The sequence below is a fragment of the Flavobacterium sp. genome (genome assembly GCF_034111225.1).
Taxonomy (GTDB): domain Bacteria; phylum Bacteroidota; class Bacteroidia; order Flavobacteriales; family Flavobacteriaceae; genus Flavobacterium.
On sequence record NZ_JAWUXR010000012.1, the window covers coordinates 40,183 to 61,610 of the forward strand.

Genomic DNA, 21,428 nt, shown 5'->3' on the forward strand with positions numbered 1-21,428 from the left:
ATAATTTTGACCTGTTGAAAACATAAGTATAATTTTTTGTAAAAATAAGAATTCAAAAAATCATTTTAGATATATTTATGTTTTAAAATTTAGAGAATTATGCAAAAACAATTAAAAGCAGTTCAAAAGTTTCATGAAACTTTTGGTTTAGGAGTCAGTCACGAAATGAAAGCTGATTTAGGAGATAAAAAAAACGATTTACGTTTTGAGTTAATGCGAGAAGAAAACGAAGAATATCTAGAAGCAGTTAGAAATAATGATATTGTTGAAACAGCAGATGCTCTTGGTGATATGTTGTATATTTTATGCGGAACGATTTTAGAACATGGATTACAACATAAAATTGAAGAGGTTTTTGATGAAATTCAAAATAGTAACATGAGTAAACTTGGTGTTAATGGAAAACCTATTTATAGAGAAGATGGAAAAGTAATGAAAGGTCCAGAATACTTTAAACCAAATTTTGAAGAAATTCTAAAATAATAAAAATGCGCTTTTCAATTTGAAAAGCGCATTTTTATTATTTTTTATATAATTGAAATAATTATATTTTCACAGTCCAACCAAAAGTATCTTCAGCTAACTTGTATTGAATATTAGTTAGTTTTTCTTTTATTTCAGCTGCGAATGAATTTTCCATTTTTGGTAATTCGTAATATTCTTCTTTATATGAGAAACCAACTATAGGGTTAACTACCGCAGCTGTTCCTGCACCAAATATTTCTTTTAAACTTCCGTTTTTTGCAGCTTCAACTAATTCTGAAACTAAAACCGAACGGACTTCTACATTTATATTTTCTCTTTTCGCTAAATCGATAATACTTTTTCGTGTTATACCGTCTAAGATTCTTTCGCTCGCTGGTGCTGTAAATAAAGTGTCGTTAATTCTAAAAAACACATTCATTGTTCCAGCTTCCTCTAATTTTGTATGAGTTGCATCGTCTGTCCAAATAATTTGCTGAAAACCTTGATCATTAGCTAATTTTGTTGGGTAAAACTGAGCAGAATAATTACCAGCTGCTTTTGCAGCTCCAATTCCTCCGTTTGCAGCTCTACTAAAATGTTCTGCAATTAGTACTTTTACTTCACCAGAATAATAAGATTTTGCAGGTGAAAGTATAATCATGAACCTGTAAAACTTTGCAGGAGCAGCAATAACACCACTTCCTGTAGCAATCATAAATGGTCTTATGTATAAAGTATTACCTTTACCTTTTTTAACCCATTCTTTTTCAATTTCTAACAATTGTTTTAGTCCACCTAAAAAAACATCCTCAGGAACTTCTGGCATTGCCATACGAGTTGCGCTTTTATTAAAACGAATGTAGTTTTCATCGGGTCTAAATAACCATACGTCATCAGATTCATCTTTGTAGGCCTTCATTCCTTCAAAAATAGCTTGTCCGTAATGAAATACCTTTGCTGAAGGATCTATTGTAAACGGTGCATATGGTTCAATAGTTGGTTTTAGCCAAACACCATCTGCGTAATCACACACAAGCATATGGTCTGTAAAAATATTTCCAAAAGTTAAATTTTCGAAATCAACTTGGTCTACTTTAGAGCTTGGGGCTTTAGTAATTTCAATATCCTTGATTGTTGGTAAATTCATTATGAAGCGATTAATTGTTATTTGAAATTATCGGATTGAATACCTTTAATTCTTTATAAATGCAAAACTAATAAAATTATGTTTGTTTTTAAGTTAACCTATAATTAATTTAAGGATATTATTAACATATTTTATATTCATGATTTGAGTATTTCTTTTATTTTTGTAATATATCTAAACTTTAAAAATGAAAAAAATTATATGTTTACTTGCGTTAGCAGTATTTTCGGTTTCTTGTGGTAAAAAAGAAGAAGTAAAAGAAATTGAAAATTTTGCAATTTTTGGCGATTCAATTTCAAAAGATGGAGCTCTTTCAAATGTAGAAATGATGTCTAAATTTGAATCTTTGAAAGAAGGAGACACTATTGATGTTAAATTTACTTCAAAAATTAATGATATATGTCAAAAGAAAGGTTGCTGGATGAATGTAGCTTTGGAGAATGATAACACTACTTTTGTAAAATTCAAAGATTATGCCTTTTTTGTACCAATGAATGCTGAAAACAAAGATGTTGTTGTTGAAGGTAAAGCTTATGTAAGTATTGAAAGTGTTGATGATTTAAAGCATTATGCAAAAGATGCGGGTAAAACTCAAGCATCGATTGATAGTATTATTGCTCCAAAAACAACTTATTCAATTATGGCAAATGGTGTTTTAATTTCTAAATAATGAAACATTCAATTGTATTGTTTCTATCAATTTTCCTTTTTTGTAGTTGTAATACAAAAAAAGAAGAGACTGTAGAAAAAACATCAGAAAGTTCTGAAGAATTTGAAATGTATGAAATGTCGGAAATGGCTGTATTAATGGAACAAATGTATGTTGATAATGAACGATTAAAAGATCGAATTATAAAAGGAGATACAATTGGTCAATTCCCTCAGCATTTTACTAAAATTCATGCAGCAGTTTTAACTGACAATACTGATAAAGATGCTTTTTTTAACGAACAAGCTTCCAAATTTATCCTTGCTCAAGAGTTAATTTATAAAGATCCTAAAAATGCGAAAGAACATTTTAATAATGGAGTTAATGCTTGTGTTGAATGCCATCAAGTAAAATGTGGCGGACCAATTCCAAGAATTAAAAAGCTTTATATAAAGTAAAACTAAATTGAAAAGAGAAATCATTATAACTAGCGACGGTTCTAGTACAATATATATACCAGAATGGAATGAAAGTTATCATTCTAAAAACGGTGCAATACAAGAAGCATATCATGTTTTTATTAATGCTGGTTATTCTTTAGTTGAAAAGCAATCTATTAATATTCTCGAAATTGGATTTGGTACAGGTTTGAATGCGTTTATAACTTATTTAGAAGCTAAAAAGTCCAATACACAAATTAATTATGTTGGTGTTGAAGCTTATCCAGTTTCAGAAGATGAAGTTAATAGTCTTAATTATATTGAAGAATTGAACGCAAAAATTGAGAAAGATGTTTTTAGCTTGATGCATGATTCAAAATGGGATGAAGGAATTGAAATTTCTTCTCAATTTAAACTCACAAAAAGGAAACAATTATTTCAAGAGATTAATGATATTGATTGCTTTGACTTAATTTATTTTGATGCTTTTGGGTTTACTCTTCAACCCGAATTATGGAGTGAAGAAATTTTCCAATCAATGTATGATTCATTATTAAAGAATGGCATTTTAGTTACTTATGCATGTAGGGGTTCAATTAAAAGAGCAATGCTTAAAGCAGGTTTCAAAGTTGAAAAATTACCAGGCGCACCAGGAAAAAGAGAAATGATTAGAGGAATTAAAGTTTAATTTCTTTTTATATGTTTTAAATCAACAGGTAACTTGCTTTATCTTAATGCTTTACTTGTTAAATAGAAGAATTTATAAAACTTTAGCAATTTTTATAAATTTTATATAAGTTTTTTCAAAAAAATATAATTATATTTACAACATGTTCTTATAATTAGTCTAACCCAAATTTTATTTAAAGTATGTCTAGAACTATGTATTCTTATACTAAATCTATACTTGAAAGAGTAAGTTTTGACCCCAAACTTTTTTGCAAAGAATTAGAAAAAGCATTAAAAGTATTACTACCCTACGAAATTGACCAACTTAGAGATTGGCTGTTACAGTTTACGGAAGAAAAACCTGAATTAAGACAATGTTTAATCTATATTAACTAAATAAAAAAAGGTACGCTATATGCGTACCTTTTTTTATTTAGGACTTATTATTTCTACATCATTAAATGCAATTGCACCTCTTACAATCCCAGAAATGGTGTTTCTAAGAGCATCAATCATATGAATTTTTAATTCGTTTTTTGGATAAAGTAAACTTACTTCTCTTGCAGGTTTTGGGTTTTTAAAATTACGAAGTTTACTTTTATTATTATCGTTTAAGTCTAAAGTATGTAAATAAGGGAGTAAAGTAATTCCTAAACCTTCATCGGCTAATTTTATTAAAGTTTCAAAACTTCCGCTCTCTATTTGAAAATGATTTTGATTAAAATGAGAGTTGTTTTTACATAAATTTAAAATACTATTTCTAAAACAATGTCCGTCTTGAAGTAATAGAATAGTGTCTAAATCTAAATCAGAAACTTCAATTTCCTGTTTATTTAACTCTTCTGAATTAGGAATATAAGCAACAAACGGTTCATAATACAAAACAATTTCTTTAATGCTATCTTCTTCGAGAGGTGTTGCAGCAATAGCACAATCTAAATGGCCGTTTTTAAGTTTTGTAATAATTTCTTCTGTAGTACTTTCTTCAATAATCAAATTTACTTTTGGATATTTTGTAATGAATGTGTTCAAAAACATGGGTAATAGTGTAGGCATGATTGTTGGGATAATCCCTACTTTAAATTCTCCACCTATATATCCTTTTTGTTGTTCAACAATGTCTTTAATTCTTCCAGCTTCATTAACTATGTTTTTAGCTTGATTTACAATTTTGCTACCTATTTCTGTTAATTGAATGGGTTTTTTACTTCTGTCAAAAATTAGAATATCTAATTCATCTTCTAATTTTTGAATTTGCATACTCAGAGTAGGTTGTGTAACAAAACACTTCTCTGCAGCGTAAGTAAAATTTTTATATTCAGCTACAGCTAAGACATAATGTAATTGTGTAATTGTCATAGTATAAGTTTTTTTGATAAAAATATAAAAACTATCAATTAGATTTATATAAACTTGTTGTTTTTTTTAAGTAAATTCGTATATAATTAAAAATGAAACTATTATGATGAATGCATTAGGATTGCCTATTAAACAAACAGAGGAAATAATTGAAGAGTTAAATGTTTTATTATCTAATTATCAAGTATATTATCAAAATCTTAGAGGTTTACATTGGAATATTAAAGGAAAACGTTTTTTTGATTTACATGTTAAGTTTGAAGAATTTTATAATGACTCACAATTGAAAATTGACATAATTGCTGAAAGGATACTTACTTTAGGTGGAATTCCATTGCATACTTTTGAAGATTATATTTCAAAAAATAAATTAAAGGTTGGAAAAAATATTTCTAAAGATGAAGAAGCAGTAGAACTTGTTTTACATTCATTAAGTGAATTATTAATCATTGAAAGGGAAATTTTAATAGGTTCTGGGAAAATTGATGATGAGGGAACAAACTCAATAATGAGTAATTTTATTTCAGAGCAAGAAAAAACCATTTGGATGCTAAAAGCATGGATGGAATAATTTAGAAATAAAAAAAACCGACAATCATGTCGGTTTTTTTTATGTTTTATTTAGTAATTATTTATTTCATCTCTTATAAATATATTTTATATTTGGCATATGAAAATTTTATGTAAAATTGTAATTGCGGTTTTTATTCTGTTTTTAGCAACACCAACTATTTTGTCTGCTATTGATAAGGATATTGATACGTCTTACTTTTTTAATATGAGTGAAGAAGAAAACCATAATGCTTTTAATGAAATTAAAACGATACCATCTATTTATTCAATTCCTATTGTTATTGATTTTGAAGGTTTCCAAAGAGTAAAATATTCAGTTTTAAACCATAGAAAAGTAAATTCTATCACACCTAATATTTTTTTACCTCCCCCTGAATTAACATAATTTTTTAATTGCTTCTTTATCTAGAAGTGTAAAAATATTATATAATTCAAAAATCTATTTATGTTTAAACATTTAAGAAACGATATTCCAGCGAGTATTGTTGTTTTTTTCGTTGCACTTCCTTTATGCTTAGGAATTGCACTAGCCAGTGATGCTCCTCCTTTATCTGGTTTAATAGCTGGTATTATTGGTGGAATTGTAGTTGGTTTCATTAGTAAATCAAAAATTGGTGTTAGTGGTCCTGCAGCAGGTTTAGCTGCAATTGTGGCTGCTGCAATTAGTTCATTAGGAAGCTTTGAGTTGTTCTTATCCGCAGTTGTTTTATCTGGGGTAATTCAAATACTATTTGGAGTTTTAAAAATGGGTGTTATTGGTTATTATTTTCCTAATAGTGTAATTAAAGGTATGCTAACGGGAATAGGAATTATTATTATTTTAAAACAAATACCACATTTATTTGGTTATGATTTAGAAGTAGAGGGAGCAGACGGATTTTTTTGGGCAAAGTCTGGAGAGAATACTTTTTCCGCTATAGCACATGTTGTTGATAATTTAACTTTGGGCTCAATTATAATTGGTGCATTGGGATTAATAATTATTCTGTTTTGGGATAATATTTTGTCTAAAAAGCACAATATATTCAAAATTATTCAGGGTTCATTAGTGGCTGTCTTTATTGGAACTATTTTACAAATAATTTTTAGCGATAACGATAGTTTAATGATTGAAGGAAAACATTTGGTACAAGTTCCTGTAGCTGAAAAATTTAGTGATTTTCAAAGTTTTTTAAGTTTTCCAGATTTTAGTCAAATATTCTCAACCGAAGTATTGGTTATTGCATTTACTTTAGCATTAGTAGCCAGTTTAGAAACGCTTTTAAGTGTAGAAGCCACAGATAAATTAGATCCAGAAAAAAATATAACACCAACTAATAGAGAATTGTTTGCTCAAGGAATTGGAAATATAGCATCAGGTTTAATAGGTGGATTGCCTATTACACAAGTAATTGTAAGAAGTTCTGCAAATGTGCAGTCTAATGCAAAAACTAAAATGTCTGCAATATTACACGGTTTCTTATTATTAATTTCGGTTATGAGTATACCAATTATGTTAAACCACATCCCAAAATCTGTTTTGGCGTCTGTTTTAATAGTTGTAGGATTTAAATTAGCAAAACCATCATTGTTTAAGAAAATGTTTACTTTGGGATGGATACAATTCGTGCCTTTTATGGCTACTATTTTGGTTATTGTATTTACTAATTTATTGTATGGAATTTTTACAGGATTAACTATTGGTTTTGCTGTAGTTTTGATTAAAAATTATCAAAATTCTGTTTTTTTACATAAAAAAGAAAGCCAGGATACAAATGTCATAGAAATGACTTTTGCTGAAGAAATTTCGTTTTTAAATAAAGCAGCTATTCAAAAGGAATTATTCAGTATACCTGCTAACTCTCGTTTAGAATTAGACATTAGAAAAACTACATATTTAGATTATGATGTTGTTGAAATTTTAGAAGATTTTATTATTCAGGCAAAAAATAAAAATATTTTTATTCACTTAAAATCAGAAAGAGGTATTGTAGACAATCCTTCAAGTTTTATTGAATTTTTTAAATTGAAAAAAACAATATTAAAATACGAATTATAGTAACCAAAATAGATTTGTTTAAATTTTTTTTTAAATAAAGAATTACAAGTATTTATTTCACCTAGACAAGCTTTAGAAATATTACAAAAAGGGAACGAACGATTTATTAATAATTTAAAAACAGATAGAAATTTATTACAGCAGGAAACGAAACAAGTTATGGACAATGGACATTTGCAACCATTTTGAGTTGTATTGATAGTAGAACTTCTACAAAATTAATTTTCGATCAAGGTTTAGGAGATGTTTTCTCAGTAAGAATTGCAGGAAACATTGTAAACACGGATGTTCTAGGTAGTATGAAATTTGCTTGTAAGGTGGCTGGTTCTATACTCATAGTAGTTTTAAGACATAGTAAATGTGGTGCAGTAAAAGTGACCTGTTATCATGTAGAAATGGGTAATTTGACAGAGTTATTGTCTGAAATACAACCTGCAGTATATCAAGAGAGTGAAACTAAATTAGATAGAACTGCTAAAAACGAGACTTTTGTAGAAAACGTTTCTGAAATTAATGTTAAGCGAAGTGTGAAAAACATTATTGAGAGTAGTTTTGTGTAAGAGTAAATGTTAGAAAACGGTCAAATAGGTATAGTAGGTGCAATGCAGGATATTGAAACGGGTAAAGTTTCTTTTATACCGATGTAATGTATATTAAAGAAGATTTAAATCCGAATTTTTCTGTTGCTGAATTGAGACATTAATATTTTTTTAGAAGCCATTATTCTTGATTAAAGCTTGATTAAAGCTTGATTAATGGCTTTTTTAGTGTTAAATTTGAGTGATTACTAAATATGCATTTATCTTTAAAAAAAATACTTAAATATTAATATTGCTAATTTATGTTTAAAATCAAAAGTTTATTTACCAACCTAAAAGGAGATGCTTTTGGAGGAATTACAGCTGGAATCGTTGCTTTGCCTTTGGCATTAGCATTCGGAGTTTCATCTGGTTTAGGGCCTAGTGCCGGACTTTATGGAGCAATATTTTTAAGTTTTTTTGGTGCATTTTTTGGAGGAACAAACACACAAATTTCAGGACCTACTGCACCTATGACAGCCGTAAGTATGGTTGTTATTGCAGGAATTATTGCAACAAATGACGGAGATGTCTCCAAAGCATTGCCTTATATCTTAACGGTGTTTTTATTGTCAGGTATTTTTCAAATTTGTTTAGGTGTTCTAGGAATTGGGAAGTATATAAAATATATTCCGTATCCTGTTGTTTCTGGATTTATGACAGCAATTGGGGTTATTATTTTAATTACGCAAATATTACCAGCAATTGGGTATTACCCTAAAAAAGATTTAGATTATGTAAATCAATTTAAACCTCACGCTGAAGAAATTATTTTAGTAAATATTTTAAAAGAAGAAGCTGCTGAAGGTATATTGGTTTTAGAAGATTTTAAGGTTACAATTGATAAAGCACAACATATTTCACAAGAAGAAATTATAAAAGAATCTGAAACTTTAGCAGCAACTGAAGCTTCTGGAGTTTTAGGTACTATTAAGATTTTGCCAACAGCTTTACAGAATATTAATTGGTTAGAGCTCATTTTAGCATTATCGACAATTATTATAATTTATGGTTTCAAAAAAATCACAACTGCTGTTCCAAGTACTTTGGTTGCTTTGATGATAGTTTCAAGTGCTGCTTTAGTTTTTAATTTTGATTATATACCAATTGAAGAAATACCATCTGGGTTACCAATTCCAAATTTTGAAATTTTCACAAAATTTAGCCTTGCCAGTATTTCACCATATGTTTTTACTGCAATAACTTTAGCTATGTTAGGAGCAATTGACTCTTTGTTAACGAGTGTTGTTGCGGATAATATGACAAAAACGAAGCACAAGCCAAACCAAGAGTTAATTGGTCAAGGTATCGGGAATAGTATAGCTGCTTTGTTTGGTGGTATTCCAGGAGCTGGAGCAACTATAAGAACCGTTGTAAATATTAAATCGGGAGCGCGTACACGATTGTCGGGGATGATAGCGGGTGTTTTGTTATTATTCATTTTATTAGCTTTAGGAGATGTAGCATCTAAAATCCCAGCAGCTGTATTAGCAGGTATTCTTATAACAGTTGGAATAGGAGTAATGGATTATAAAGGATTAAAAGCAATTCCAAATTTACCAAGAGACATTAAGTTAGGACCAATTAATTTGAGTTCTGAAGTTCTTATTATGTTAGTTGTAATGCTACTTTCTACTTTTTGGAACTTAGTGTATGCAGTTGGTATTGGTTTAGTATTTGCATCTTTAATGTTTATGAAGAAAATGGGAGATATAACTACCACCAATTCAAAAATTATTCCTCTAATTCAGGAAGATATTTGGAATGATGAATTTATCTTTCCTGAAAATTTAAAAGAAGAGGTATTCATAAAACACGTAAATGGTCCATTATTTTTTGGTTCTACGGATGATTTTCAGGCTTTAGTTAAACAAATACCTGACACAGCGTCTTGTATAATAATTAGAATGGATAAAATGCACTATTTAGATCAATCGGGGTTATATGCAATTGAAGATGTATTAATAGATTTAAAAAGTAACAATAAAACTGTACTTTTAGTAGGAATCCCAAAGCAACCAAAATATTTGATGGAACGAATTGATATAATCCCCGATTTAATAGAAGAAGAGTTTATTTTTGATTCATTTAGTGATTGTTTAAATTGGGTTAAAACGAATGTAAAAGATATTATATAATAAATTTAATAAATTAATATTATGAGTGATTTTTATAAAAAAATTATAGAGAATAATAAAAAATGGGTAGAAGATAAGCTTCAAATAAGCCCTGAATATTTTAATAACTTAGCTGAAGGACAACAACCACCATTACTATGGATAGGTTGTTCTGATAGTCGTGTTCCAGCTAATGAAATAATTGGAGCACAACCAGGAGAAGTTTTTGTACACAGAAATATTGCTAATATGGTTATTCATACAGACATGAATATGTTAAGCGTACTTGATTATGCTGTAAATGCTTTAAAAGTAAAACATGTTATAGTATGTGGCCATTATGGTTGTGGTGGAGTAAAAGCTGCAATGGGTAATGATTCTATTGGTATAATTGACAATTGGGTACGACATATAAAAGACGTTTATCGTTTTCATCATCAAGAGTTAAACGCTATTACAGATGAAAAGGAGCGATTTAATAAATTTGTTGAATTAAATGTAAAAGAACAAGTTTTTGATTTAGCTAAAACGTCTATCGTACAAAACGCATGGAAAAGTGGACAAGAATTAAGTATACACGGATGGGTTTACGGTTTAAACTCTGGCTATGTAACAGACTTAGGTGTAAACTTTAGTTGTGATAAAGATTTAGATGATGTATATAAGTTAAAATTTTAATCTTCTAAATTTTCATTAAATGCAGAAGGTAATAGTTGAGGAATATATTTTATCAAAATAGGTAAAAGTATTCCTCCACCAGGAAGTAAAAAAATAGTTAAAGATGGCACCGATTTACAGATGTCTAATAGCTGTTTTTTTACTTTCTTTTTTTCATCAGAATCTAGTTCTCTAGTTGTAGATTGCGCAAGTAGAATCATCAATTCTTTACTTTCTATTATTTCTTTTGTAAGTCTTTTTTTGTTTCTGGTAATTAGTTTTGTAACCGTATTGTTTGTTTGATCATAAAAATGCTTCACAGGATTTGAATAATTAAAAAACGGAATTTCTTTTTTATATTCTTTGATAAAAGTATTAATTACTGTTGTACTTTCAACAAGGTTGTTTTCTGGAACTGTAAGTTTATGAGCTAATTTATTTAAAAAAATATTTTCATCTATTTCTAATAATTCATCACTCCAAAGTGCCATTTGAGCAAGATCTAATAAATATAATTTCTCAATTTCAAAACTGTATTTTTCCAATGAAATTGCTTCTAATTGTAAATTTCCAACACTCTTAAATTTAGTATAACGTAATGAGTTTTCAAAAAGCTTTACTAATAACTCATCATAATTTGACTTTTCTTTTTTAATTGAAAACGCTAATGACACAATTTTAATACAACTCAACTCAAATTCTTTTAAGTATTTTGTAGTAAGATCGCCTTTTACTAAGTAATGATGAAATGCTAAAACATCTATAAATAATAATGCATTTGTTATAATGTGTGAAAAATTCTTGCTAACAATATTCTTATTAGTTTGAACGCGATCATTTAAATTACTTTCTAGAATTGAAATTTGACTTCCAGAGGGTAATAATTTATTAAGAAAATTGAAATTTTCATGCTGAATTTTTTTATAAAAAAGATTAATCTGTTCTATAAAATCTTCTTTATTAGTGTTTTTCTTCACAATTCTATAAATGGAAAACATAGAATTAAGTAAAGCAATTTTGGTTACTTCATCATGCGATAAACCTTTAAGGTCTATAGTAGATTTTAAATTTAAAGTAACAACATGACCATAAATAAAACCTGATTTTCTAATTTCTGAATAGAATGAATTATAATCGTTTGAATAATCAATGAAATTTGAGTCGTTTTCGACAAAAAATTTCTCTATCCAGCCATTAATTGAAGGGTTTATCATGAGTTTTGAAAGTTAGGTCAAATTTAGAAAAAAGTTTTTCTTAAATTGTTTAATTTCCAAAACAATTTTTATCTTGCTAAAAAAATAATATGAATTTTGCTATTATAATTACTATTTGCTCTTTATTGCTTTTAGCATATATATTTACCATTTCTTCATCTAAAACAAAGATACCTTCTGTAATACTATTACTTATTTTAGGATGGGTTGCTAAACAACTTACAGATGCTTTTCATATTGTTATTCCGGACTTGAATCCACTACTTCCAATTTTGGGTTCAGTTGGATTAGTGCTTATTGTATTAGAAGGTTCGTTAGAATTAAAATTAAATAAAGAAAAACTTCCTTTTGTTAGTAAAACATTTATAACGGCAATTGTTCCGTTAATAATAACCGCATTTATTATAGCTTTTGCTTTTAGTTATATTTTAGAAGTTAGCTTTAAAGATGGACTAATAAATGCAATTCCACTATGTATTATAAGTAGTGCCATTGCAATATCAAGTGTAGGGCATTTGAACTCATTTAATAAAGAATTTGCAATATATGAGAGTAGTTTGTCAGACATCATTGGTGTTTTGTTTTTTAATTTTATTGTTCTAAATGCTGTAATTGATTTAAATTCAGTTATGCATTTTGGATTGCAAATATTAATAATGATAGGAATCTCATTTGTTGCAACTGCATTTCTTGCATTTCTATTGAGTAGAATAAATCATCATGTAAAGTTTGCTCCAATTGCCTTACTGATAATTTTAATTTTTGCTGTTTCAGAAGTTTATCATTTACCAGCTCTTATTTTTATTATGTTTTTTGGTTTGATTATGGAAAACTTTGATGAATTAGATAAATATGAATGGATACATAAATTAAAACCTAAAGCTTTAGATAAAGAGGTTCAAAAGTTTAAAGAGTTAATAATTGAAGCTGCTTTTTTAATACGTTCTCTTTTCTTCTTGTTATTTGGTTTTTTAATGAAAACTGAAGATATTTTAAATCCAGAAACTTTAGGAATAGCTTTAGGAATTATAGTTTTGATTTATTTAATTAGAGCTATGCAATTAGCTTTGTTTAAAGTTAAGTTAATGCCGTTATTATTTATTGCACCTAGGGGTTTAATTACAATTTTATTGTTTTTAAGCATACCTGAAGTCAATAGGATTCCATTTGTAAGTAAAGCATTAATTATACAAGTAATTGTCTTGTCAGCCTTGTTTATGATGGTAGGATTAATGTTTAATAAACAGGAAAAGGAAGTTGTTGATAAGAAAAAGGAAGATACTCTTTCGGTAGATTTAGATGTGCCGATATAATATATAAAAAAAGGCTCAATTTAATTGAGCCTTTTTTTATATTAGAAATTAGGAGATAAGTTAAATTTCTTATAGAAATTATCTAGCGCTTCTAGAACTTCATCTTCATTATCTACAATTGCAAATAAATCTAAGTCTCCTGGGCTAACAGTTTTATATTTTTCTACTAAAGTAGTTTTTACCCAATCAATTAATCCAGACCAAAAACTAGTTCCAACTAAGATTATTGGGAATTTTGCTATTTTCTTAGTTTGAATTAAAGTGATTGCTTCAAACAACTCATCTAGAGTTCCAAAACCACCGGGCATAACAACAAAACCTTGAGAGTATTTTACAAACATTACTTTTCTTACGAAGAAGTAATCAAAATTTAAGTTCTTATCCCTATCAATATAAGGATTAAAATGTTGCTCAAAAGGTAAGTCAATATTTAAACCTACTGAAATTCCACCACCATGATGAGCACCTTTGTTACCCGCTTCCATTATACCAGGTCCACCTCCAGTAATTACACCATAACCACCTTTACTAATTTTATACGCAATTTTTTCAGCTAATAAATAGTATTTGTCTTCGGGCTTTGTTCTTGCTGAACCAAATATAGAAACACAAGGACCTATTCTTCCCATTGCTTCATAACCGTTAACAAATTCAGACATGATTTTAAAAATTGCCCATGAATCGTTTGAACGTATTTCGTTCCAAGTTTTTTGCTTAAACTTTTCTTGTATTCTGTGATCGTCGTTTTCGTATTGCTCTAAAGCCATATTCTTTTCTTTTTTTAAAATTAAACAAGCCAGCTAAGATAGTTCTTTTTTCAAAAATTGTGCAGTGTAGCTTTTTTTATTTTTGATGATTTCTTCAGGGGTTCCTTTTGCAACTAGTTGTCCGCCGCCTTTTCCACCTTCATAACCAATATCAATAATATAATCGGCAAGTTTTACAACATCTAAGTTGTGCTCAATAATTAAAACAGTATTTCCTCTTTCAACAAGTTCATTAATTACATCCATTAATACTCGAATGTCTTCAAAGTGTAAACCTGTTGTTGGTTCGTCTAAAATATAAAAAGTATTACCAGTATCTTTTTTAGAAAGTTCAGATGCTAACTTAATACGTTGTGCTTCTCCACCAGAAAGCGTTGTGCTTTGTTGACCAAGAGTAATGTAGCCTAACCCAACATCTTGAATTGTTTTTAGCTTACGATGAATTTTAGGAATGTTTACAAAGAATTCCACACCTTCATCCATAGTCATATTCAATACATCAGATATTGATTTTCCTTTGTATCTAATCTCTAAAGTTTCTCTGTTGAAACGTTTCCCTTGACAACTTTCACATTCCACATAAACATCAGGTAAGAAACTCATCTCAATAGTTCGTACTCCAGAACCTTCACAAGTTTCACAACGACCACCTTTTACATTAAAGCTAAAACGACCTGGTTTATAGCCACGAATCATCGCTTCTGGTGTCATTGTGTATAATTTTCGTATCTCTGAAAATACGTCGGTATATGTTGCAGGATTACTACGTGGAGTTCTACCAATTGGACTTTGGTCAATAGCAATCACCTTATCAATATGTTCTAAACCTTCAATTTTTTTATACGCTTGAGGTTTTTTAACAGCATTGAAAAAATGTGTATTTAAAATAGGGTAGAGAGTTTCATTAATTAAAGTAGATTTTCCACTACCTGAAACTCCTGTAACACAAATAAGTTGACCAAGCGGAAACTCAACTGTTACATTTTTAAGATTATTACCACTTGCTCCAAAGAGCTTTAATGTTTTTCCGTTTCCAACTCTACGCTCTGTTGGAACTTCAATTTTCATTTTACCGTTCAAGTATTGCGCAGTAATAGTATCACCAAGTAACATTTCTTTAGGCGTACCCTCACTAATTATTTGCCCGCCAAAACGACCTGCTTTTGGACCAATATCTATAACGTGATCGGCACTTTCAATCATCTCTTTGTCGTGTTCTACAACAATAACAGAATTTCCTATATCACGTAAGTTTTCTAATGATTTTATTAATCGTTCATTATCTCTTTGGTGTAAACCAATACTCGGTTCATCTAATATGTATAGAACACCAACTAATTGAGATCCAATTTGAGTCGCTAAACGAATACGTTGAGCTTCTCCTCCAGAAAGTGATTTTGAACTTCTGTGAAGTGATAAATAATCTAACCCAACATCTAGTAAAAACTGCAAGCGCGTTTCAATTTCTTTAATAACTTCAACTGCAATTGCATTTTGTTTTGCAGAAAGTGATTTGGGTAACCTTTTAAATAATTTAGATAATTCAGAAATATCCATGTGTGCTAAATCACCTATGTTTTTATCATCTAGTTTAAAATATAAAGCTTCTTTTCGTAATCGAGAACCGTTACATTCGCTACACGTATATTCGTCCATGAATTCTTTTGCCCATCTTTTAATAGAGGCAGAACCACTTTCATCATATTGATTTTTAATGAAGTGAGAAATTCCTTCAAAATCAATTTTATAATCTTTTGTTATCCCCATTACTTTTGAAACAACAGAAAACTTTTCGTTTCCACCATACAAGATGATATTCATCGCTTCTTGAGGAATTGTTTCAATTGCATCAGTTAATTTGAACTCATATTTTTGAGCAATAATTTCTAATTGTTTAAAAATCCAAGTGTTTTTTGTTTCTCCTAATGGAGCAAAACCACCATTTTTTATAGATAATTTTCCGTTTGGAATAATTTTTTGTAAGTTGATTTCGTTTACGCTTCCTAGACCATTACAATGATTACAAGCTCCTTTTGGAGAGTTGAATGAAAAATTATTAGGTTCAGGATTTGGATATGAAATTCCAGAAGTAGGACACATTAAATTCCTACTAAAAAAACGTGTTTCTTGTGATTCTTGTTCAATAATCATCATTACATCTTCGCCATGATACATCGCAGTTTTAATACTTTCGTTTAAACGTTTGTCTGTATCTTCAGAAGTGTCAATTTCCATTCTGTCAATTACAATCTCAATATCATGTATTTTGTAACGATCTACTTTCATTCCGAATTCTAAATCGCGAATAGTTCCATCTACACGAACTTTAAGAAAACCTTGTTTTGCAATTTGTTCAAACAATTCACGATAATGTCCTTTTCTAGAACGAACCACTGGTGCTAAAATATTGATTCTTTTTCCATCAAAGTTTTCAAGAATTAACTCTTTGATTTGCTCATCTGAATACGAGACCATTTTTTCGCCTGTATTATAACTAAAAGCTTCTCCAGCTCTAGCATATAATAAACGCAAGAAATCGTAAATTTCGGTAATGGTTCCTACTGTTGAGCGGGGACTTTTACTTGTAGTTTTTTGCTCTATTGCAATAACAGGTGAAAGACCATCTATTTTATCCACATCTGGGCGTTCTAAACCTCCTAGAAATTGACGCGCATAAGAAGAAAAAGTTTCTATATAGCGACGTTGACCTTCTGCATATATAGTGTCAAATGCCAATGAAGATTTTCCAGAACCTGATAAACCAGTTATAACAACTAGTTTTTCTCTTGGAATGGAAATGTCTATATTTTTTAAATTATGAACGCGAGCGCCAATAATATCAATTGTATCGTCTGTGTTTAACATAGTTTTTGCAAAAACACAAAGATACTATTTTTGATTTTCTAATACTAATCAAATAAGCTTATTCAATAATCATTTCCTTTAATTTTTCACGGTATTTTTCTAAAACAAATTGTTTAGAAACAATTCCAATTAGTTTTCCTTTTTGAAGTACTGGAAGATGAGTAATATTACTTTTTTCAAATTTAATCATAACTGTTTCCATAGTTTCGTCGTAAAAAACAATTTCTTTTGGTTGTTCCATTATTTCAGAAATGGTAGTGTATTTAATTTTAAAAGGAGTAAAAATATAACTGCGAATATTATCCAAATAAATAATTCCTTCTAATTCATTTTTGTCATTAAGGACAGGGAAAATTACTTCGTCAGTAGTTTTAATGACTTCAACTAATTCTTCTAAGTTCTCTGAATTAGAAATCGATTTAAAGTTTCTTTGTACCAATTTAGAAAGGTCTAAAGTAGTTAAGATGTTTTTATCTTTATTATTGGTAAAAACTTCTCCTTTATCAGCTAAGTGTTTAATGTCAAAAGAATAAGGCTCAAAGCGTTTTGAAATAGCATAACTTACCGATGAAACTATCATTAATGGTACCATTAGCTCATAACCACTTGTAATTTCTGCGATAAGAAAAATAGCAGTTAATGGGGCATGGAATAATCCACTTAAAATTCCTGCCATTCCTACTAAAGTAAAATTTGTAACCGGAAGTTTTGAAAGTCCAGTTAAGTTTACAAAATAAGCTAAAACAAAACCTAGATAAGAACCTACAAATAATGATGGAGCGAAGTTTCCTCCATTTCCACCTGAGCCTATTGTTAATCCGGTTGCAAAAACTTTTACAAGCATTGTAATTCCTACAAACAATAATAAAATCCATTTAGAGTCTTTAAAATTTGCAAGTAAGGTGTTGTCTAATATTTTCTCAGGATGATTATTTGCTATTGTTTTAATACTAAGATATCCTTCACCAAACAATGTTGGAAATAGAAAGATTAAACCAGCCAATAAACTTGCTCCAAGTAGTGCTTTTCGATAAGTGCCTAACTTACTTTTATCAAAAAAGTTTTCTAATTTTCTAAACGTTCTCGCATAGTAAATAGAAACTAAACCAGAAAGTAGGCCTAAAACTACATAAAAATGAATATTATGATAATCAAATTCTTTTACATTTTTAAAGGAAAGTAATATGTCTTCATTTAATAGTATAGTAGAAATTAAAGCACCAGTTGCTGCACTAATCATAATAGGAATAAAAGCAGTTATACTTATCTCGGCTAAAACAACTTCAATCGCAAACAGTACCCCAGCAATAGGAGCATTAAACGCAGCTGCAATACCAGAAGAAACTCCACAGGCTAATAACAGACTTCGGTCTTTATAATTGAGTCGGTAATTTTGAGCATAATTACTTCCAAATGCTGCACCAGTAATGGTAATAGGTGATTCTAAACCAGCACTTCCTCCAAGACCAACAGTAAGTGAACTCGTGATTATTTGAGAATAGAGTTGTTTTTTAGGAAGAATTCCTCCGTTTTTAGCAACGGCATACATGATGTGTGAAGTTCCTTTTTGTATACTTCCATCTAAAAATTTTGATACTACAAAAACCGTTAAAACAATTCCAATTACTGGTAATAAACTATTACTGTAAGGTAAATGAAGGTAACCGTCTAAATATTGTGCTGATGTATAAACCCAATGCGCAAATGTTTTTAAGAAGATTACAGCTAAAGCAGAAGAAACTCCAACTAATACACAAGATAAATAAATAAATTGCCTTGGTGTTAGCATGGTTTTTAATGCAAAAACAAAGCGCTCTAAACGTTTAAAAACTTTAGTAATAAATCGAAAAAAAGGGCTAGCTTTTTTTTCTGCCATTGGAATGAAATTTGATTCTTGCGAATTTACTTTTTAATTAAAAGCTATGCTAATCATTAGCATTAAAATCTTCAACCATTTTAATTAAATCTTTAAAAAATAAAGTAAATTCTTCTTCAAATTCTGTGTAAAACTCTTGTAATTCTTGAACTGCATTTTGCATATTTACCCTATGTTTAGTTCTATAATCCATTTGGAAAAGAATTTGTTCTATTCCGGCTATAGAAGCATAACTAACAAGCCAGTTGTTTTCAATCATATAAGGCATTAAATTTTTGGTCTTTGGACTTAAAATATTATAATTGTCTTTTAATGATTGATAAAAACGAGCGACATAATTTTCTAAATCTTCTTCAGAATATTGATTCCAATTCTTGGCCAAAAAATGATCGTATAAAATATCCATTATCACGCCTGAATAATGTCCGTATCGTTCATGTAATCGATGTTTACTTTGTCTCCAAATAGGATGAGCGTCAGTAAAAGTGTCAATTGCTCTGTGTAAAACAACTCCTTTTTGAATTTTATCTGGATAATCTAAATAATCATTTCCACGAATACCATCAGCCATGAAATTTCCAATTTTTAGTAATTCATCATCACCGGAAAGAAAAATATGAGCTAGGAAGTTCATAAATATTTTTTTGTGTTTGACCAGAATTTTAAAAGGTCAATTAGTATATTTGTTTGCAATTTAAAATTAATAACTCATAATTCATAATTCGAATGACGTTAATAAAATCAATATCAGGAATAAGAGGAACAATAGGTGGAAAAGTAGGAGATAACCTTACACCGGTTGATGCAGTGAAGTTTGCTTCGGCTTATGGAACTTTCTTAAAACAAAATTCTAATAAAGAAAAACTAACTGTAGTAATTGGAAGAGATGCACGTATTTCAGGACCAATGATTCACAATTTAGTGCAAAATACTTTAGTTGGACTTGGTATTAATGTTATTGACTTAGGATTATCTACAACGCCAACTGTTGAAATTGCGGTTCCATTAGAAAAAGCAGATGGAGGCATTATACTTACAGCTTCTCACAATCCAAAACAATGGAATGCATTGAAATTATTAAATGCTAAAGGTGAATTTTTAAATGGTGATGATGGTGCTAAAATTTTAAAAATTGCAGAAGCAGAAGCATTTGATTTTTCAGATGTAGATTCTCTTGGAGAAGTTACGGAGAACAATGCTTACATGGACATTCATATCGATGAGGTTTTGGATTTACCATTAGTAGATGCAGAAGCAGTAAAGAAACGTAAGTTCAAAGTAGTCGTAGATGGTGTAAATTCTTCGGGAGGAATTATTATTCCTAAGTTATTGGAACAAATGGGCGTTGAGGTTGTAGAATTATATTGTACACCAAACGGACATTTCCCACACAATCCAGAACCATTAAAAGAACATTTAGGAGACATTTGTAAACTAGTTTTAGAAGAAAAGGCCGATTTTGGAATCGTTGTCGATCCAGATGTTGATAGATTGGCTTTTATTTCTAACGATGGTGAAATGTTTGGAGAAGAATATACGTTAGTAGCTTGTGCCGATTATGTGTTGAGCAAAACGCCAGGTAATACCGTTTCTAATATGTCATCTTCTCGTGCTTTACGTGATATTACAGAAAAACACGGTGGAAAATACCAAGCCAGTGCTGTTGGAGAAGTAAACGTGGTTACCTTAATGAAAGAAACCAATGCTATTATTGGTGGTGAAGGAAACGGCGGAATTATTTATCCAGAGAGTCATTACGGTAGAGATAGTTTGGTTGGTGTTGCTTTGTTTTTAACACATTTGGCTAGTTTAGACATGACAGTTGCCGAATTAAGAGCAAGTTATCCACAATATTTCATGAGTAAAAACAAAATTGAATTAACGCCTCAAATTGATGTGGATGCAATTTTAAAAGCTATGACGGAGAAATACGGAAACGAAGATATTACGACGATTGACGGCGTAAAAATTGATTTCCCTACAGAATGGGTGCATTTACGTAAATCAAACACTGAACCAATTATTCGTATTTATACAGAAGCGCCAACCCAACAAGAAGCAGATGTTTTAGCGGAACGTTTTGTAAATGAAATTAAGGTAATAGCGGGTATAAATTAGTTGTAAAACATTTAAAACAAACTTTATGAATAAGAAAATTTGGATTCTAATTCTGACAATTACTTCTTCACTTGCATTTGCTCAAACTGAAAACGAAAATTTAAATTCTCAACTTGGAGAGATGAAAAATATTATGCTTAATGGAAATTATGAAAAAATAGCTGATTACACTTACCCAAGAGTTATTGAAATGATGGGTGGAAAATCTAATATGGCTAAAGTTACAAGGCAAAGTATGGACAAAATAAAAAATGATGGTTTTTCAATAATTGACTTGAATTACAAAAAACCTTCTGAATTCTTAAAAAAAAATAATGAATTACAATGCTCTTTGACTCAAGTAATTGTAATGAAAACACCTCGTGGAAAAATAGAATCTGAATATACTTTAATTGGAATATCAAATGACAATGGACAGAACTGGACTTTTATCGATACCTCTGGAAAAGATAAAGAAACAATGCTTAAGTATTTCCCAAACTTGCACGATGACATCATAATAAAACCGAAAAAACAAAAGCTGATTGACTAAAAAACGTTTTACAACAATGTATAACCGCAATTACGGCGGATTCGACTACGT

21 protein-coding genes are annotated in these 21,428 nt (G+C 29.6%); 14 read left to right on the forward strand and 7 right to left on the reverse strand.

Features of this window, described 5'->3' with window-relative positions:
* Positions 1 to 99 precede the first annotated feature (99 nt).
* Positions 100 to 483 carry a nucleoside triphosphate pyrophosphohydrolase family protein gene (locus UXY25_RS08405; protein ID WP_320815561.1) on the forward strand — a complete coding sequence of 128 codons (384 nt, stop codon included), beginning with the start codon at positions 100 to 102 and terminating at the stop codon, positions 481 to 483.
* Between the two features lie 61 nt (positions 484 to 544).
* Here the strand turns inward: UXY25_RS08405 and UXY25_RS08410 are convergent, their stop codons facing one another.
* Positions 545 to 1,612, reverse strand: coding sequence for a branched-chain amino acid aminotransferase (locus tag UXY25_RS08410; protein ID WP_320815562.1), 1,068 nt, complete (start codon positions 1,610 to 1,612; stop codon positions 545 to 547).
* 187 nt (positions 1,613 to 1,799) lie between these two features.
* Here UXY25_RS08410 and UXY25_RS08415 point away from each other — a divergent pair, with 187 nt between their 5' ends.
* The 4 genes from UXY25_RS08415 to UXY25_RS08430 all read left to right on the forward strand — a co-directional run bounded on the left by UXY25_RS08415 (position 1,800) and on the right by UXY25_RS08430 (position 3,766).
* Positions 1,800 to 2,282, forward strand: a complete 483-nt coding sequence (locus UXY25_RS08415) for a DUF4920 domain-containing protein (RefSeq protein WP_320815563.1) — start codon at positions 1,800 to 1,802, stop codon at positions 2,280 to 2,282.
* On the forward strand, positions 2,282 to 2,719 hold the full coding sequence (locus UXY25_RS08420) for a hypothetical protein (RefSeq protein ID WP_320815564.1): 438 nt from the start codon (positions 2,282 to 2,284) through the stop codon (positions 2,717 to 2,719). Before UXY25_RS08415 ends, UXY25_RS08420 begins: the two co-directional genes overlap by 1 nt.
* Positions 2,720 to 2,726: 7 nt before the next feature.
* Positions 2,727 to 3,389 carry a tRNA (5-methylaminomethyl-2-thiouridine)(34)-methyltransferase MnmD gene (gene mnmD / locus UXY25_RS08425; protein WP_320815565.1) on the forward strand — a complete coding sequence of 221 codons (663 nt, stop codon included), beginning with the start codon at positions 2,727 to 2,729 and terminating at the stop codon, positions 3,387 to 3,389.
* Positions 3,390 to 3,571: 182 nt separating this feature from the next.
* On the forward strand, positions 3,572 to 3,766 hold the full coding sequence (locus UXY25_RS08430; RefSeq protein ID WP_320815566.1) for a hypothetical protein: 195 nt from the start codon (positions 3,572 to 3,574) through the stop codon (positions 3,764 to 3,766).
* A gap of 33 nt (positions 3,767 to 3,799) precedes the next feature.
* On the opposite strand, the gene UXY25_RS08435 is transcribed toward UXY25_RS08430, so the two are convergent.
* On the reverse strand, positions 3,800 to 4,729 hold the full coding sequence (locus UXY25_RS08435) for a LysR substrate-binding domain-containing protein (RefSeq protein WP_320815567.1): 930 nt from the start codon (positions 4,727 to 4,729) through the stop codon (positions 3,800 to 3,802).
* A gap of 100 nt (positions 4,730 to 4,829) precedes the next feature.
* Here UXY25_RS08435 and UXY25_RS08440 point away from each other — a divergent pair, with 100 nt between their 5' ends.
* The 6 genes from UXY25_RS08440 (at position 4,830) to can (ending at position 10,713) form a co-directional block, all read left to right on the forward strand.
* A complete protein-coding gene (locus UXY25_RS08440; protein WP_320815778.1) occupies positions 4,830 to 5,300 on the forward strand; it encodes a Dps family protein in 471 nt (156 codons plus the stop codon).
* A 99-nt stretch (positions 5,301 to 5,399) separates the two neighbouring features.
* Positions 5,400 to 5,687 (forward strand): hypothetical protein, encoded by a 288-nt coding sequence (locus UXY25_RS08445; protein ID WP_320815568.1) that lies wholly within the window; start codon positions 5,400 to 5,402, stop codon positions 5,685 to 5,687.
* 60 nt (positions 5,688 to 5,747) lie between these two features.
* The gene (locus UXY25_RS08450; RefSeq protein ID WP_320815569.1) at positions 5,748 to 7,340 is read left to right on the forward strand and encodes a SulP family inorganic anion transporter; all 1,593 of its coding nucleotides are present in this window, start codon (positions 5,748 to 5,750) and stop codon (positions 7,338 to 7,340) included.
* Positions 7,341 to 7,525: 185 nt separating this feature from the next.
* Positions 7,526 to 7,900: a carbonic anhydrase gene (locus tag UXY25_RS08455; protein ID WP_320815570.1), complete on the forward strand. Its 375-nt coding sequence runs from the start codon at positions 7,526 to 7,528 to the stop codon at positions 7,898 to 7,900.
* 290 nt (positions 7,901 to 8,190) lie between these two features.
* Entirely contained in the window at positions 8,191 to 10,056 is a 1,866-nt protein-coding gene (locus UXY25_RS08460) for a SulP family inorganic anion transporter (protein WP_320815779.1), read from the forward strand.
* A 21-nt stretch (positions 10,057 to 10,077) separates the two neighbouring features.
* A complete protein-coding gene (gene can / locus UXY25_RS08465) occupies positions 10,078 to 10,713 on the forward strand; it encodes a carbonate dehydratase (protein WP_320815571.1) in 636 nt (211 codons plus the stop codon).
* Here can and UXY25_RS08470 read toward each other — a convergent pair.
* Complete coding sequence (locus tag UXY25_RS08470; RefSeq protein WP_320815572.1) at positions 10,710 to 11,906, reverse strand: LETM1-related biofilm-associated protein; 1,197 nt, start codon at positions 11,904 to 11,906, stop codon at positions 10,710 to 10,712. The genes can and UXY25_RS08470 overlap by 4 nt on opposite strands.
* A gap of 89 nt (positions 11,907 to 11,995) precedes the next feature.
* Between UXY25_RS08470 and UXY25_RS08475 the strand changes: the two genes are divergently transcribed.
* Complete coding sequence (locus tag UXY25_RS08475; RefSeq protein WP_320815573.1) at positions 11,996 to 13,219, forward strand: cation:proton antiporter; 1,224 nt, start codon at positions 11,996 to 11,998, stop codon at positions 13,217 to 13,219.
* Between the two features lie 41 nt (positions 13,220 to 13,260).
* Here UXY25_RS08475 and UXY25_RS08480 read toward each other — a convergent pair whose 3' ends face one another.
* From UXY25_RS08480 to UXY25_RS08495, 4 genes are read right to left on the reverse strand one after another with little or no spacing between them, the layout of a single operon-like run.
* Positions 13,261 to 13,986 carry a TIGR00730 family Rossman fold protein gene (locus tag UXY25_RS08480; protein ID WP_320815574.1) on the reverse strand — a complete coding sequence of 242 codons (726 nt, stop codon included), beginning with the start codon at positions 13,984 to 13,986 and terminating at the stop codon, positions 13,261 to 13,263.
* A 33-nt stretch (positions 13,987 to 14,019) separates the two neighbouring features.
* Entirely contained in the window at positions 14,020 to 16,851 is a 2,832-nt protein-coding gene (uvrA, locus tag UXY25_RS08485) for an excinuclease ABC subunit UvrA (protein WP_320815575.1), read from the reverse strand.
* Between the two features lie 58 nt (positions 16,852 to 16,909).
* Entirely contained in the window at positions 16,910 to 18,727 is a 1,818-nt protein-coding gene (locus UXY25_RS08490) for a chloride channel protein (protein ID WP_320815576.1), read from the reverse strand.
* A gap of 49 nt (positions 18,728 to 18,776) precedes the next feature.
* Entirely contained in the window at positions 18,777 to 19,361 is a 585-nt protein-coding gene (locus UXY25_RS08495) for an ACP phosphodiesterase (RefSeq protein ID WP_320815577.1), read from the reverse strand.
* A gap of 92 nt (positions 19,362 to 19,453) precedes the next feature.
* Here UXY25_RS08495 and glmM point away from each other — a divergent pair, with 92 nt between their 5' ends.
* Both glmM and UXY25_RS08505 read left to right on the forward strand, forming a co-directional pair.
* Entirely contained in the window at positions 19,454 to 20,845 is a 1,392-nt protein-coding gene (gene glmM, locus UXY25_RS08500) for a phosphoglucosamine mutase (protein WP_320815578.1), read from the forward strand.
* Positions 20,846 to 20,870: 25 nt separating this feature from the next.
* Entirely contained in the window at positions 20,871 to 21,377 is a 507-nt protein-coding gene (locus UXY25_RS08505) for a hypothetical protein (protein ID WP_320815579.1), read from the forward strand.
* The last annotated feature ends 51 nt before the right edge of the window (positions 21,378 to 21,428 follow it).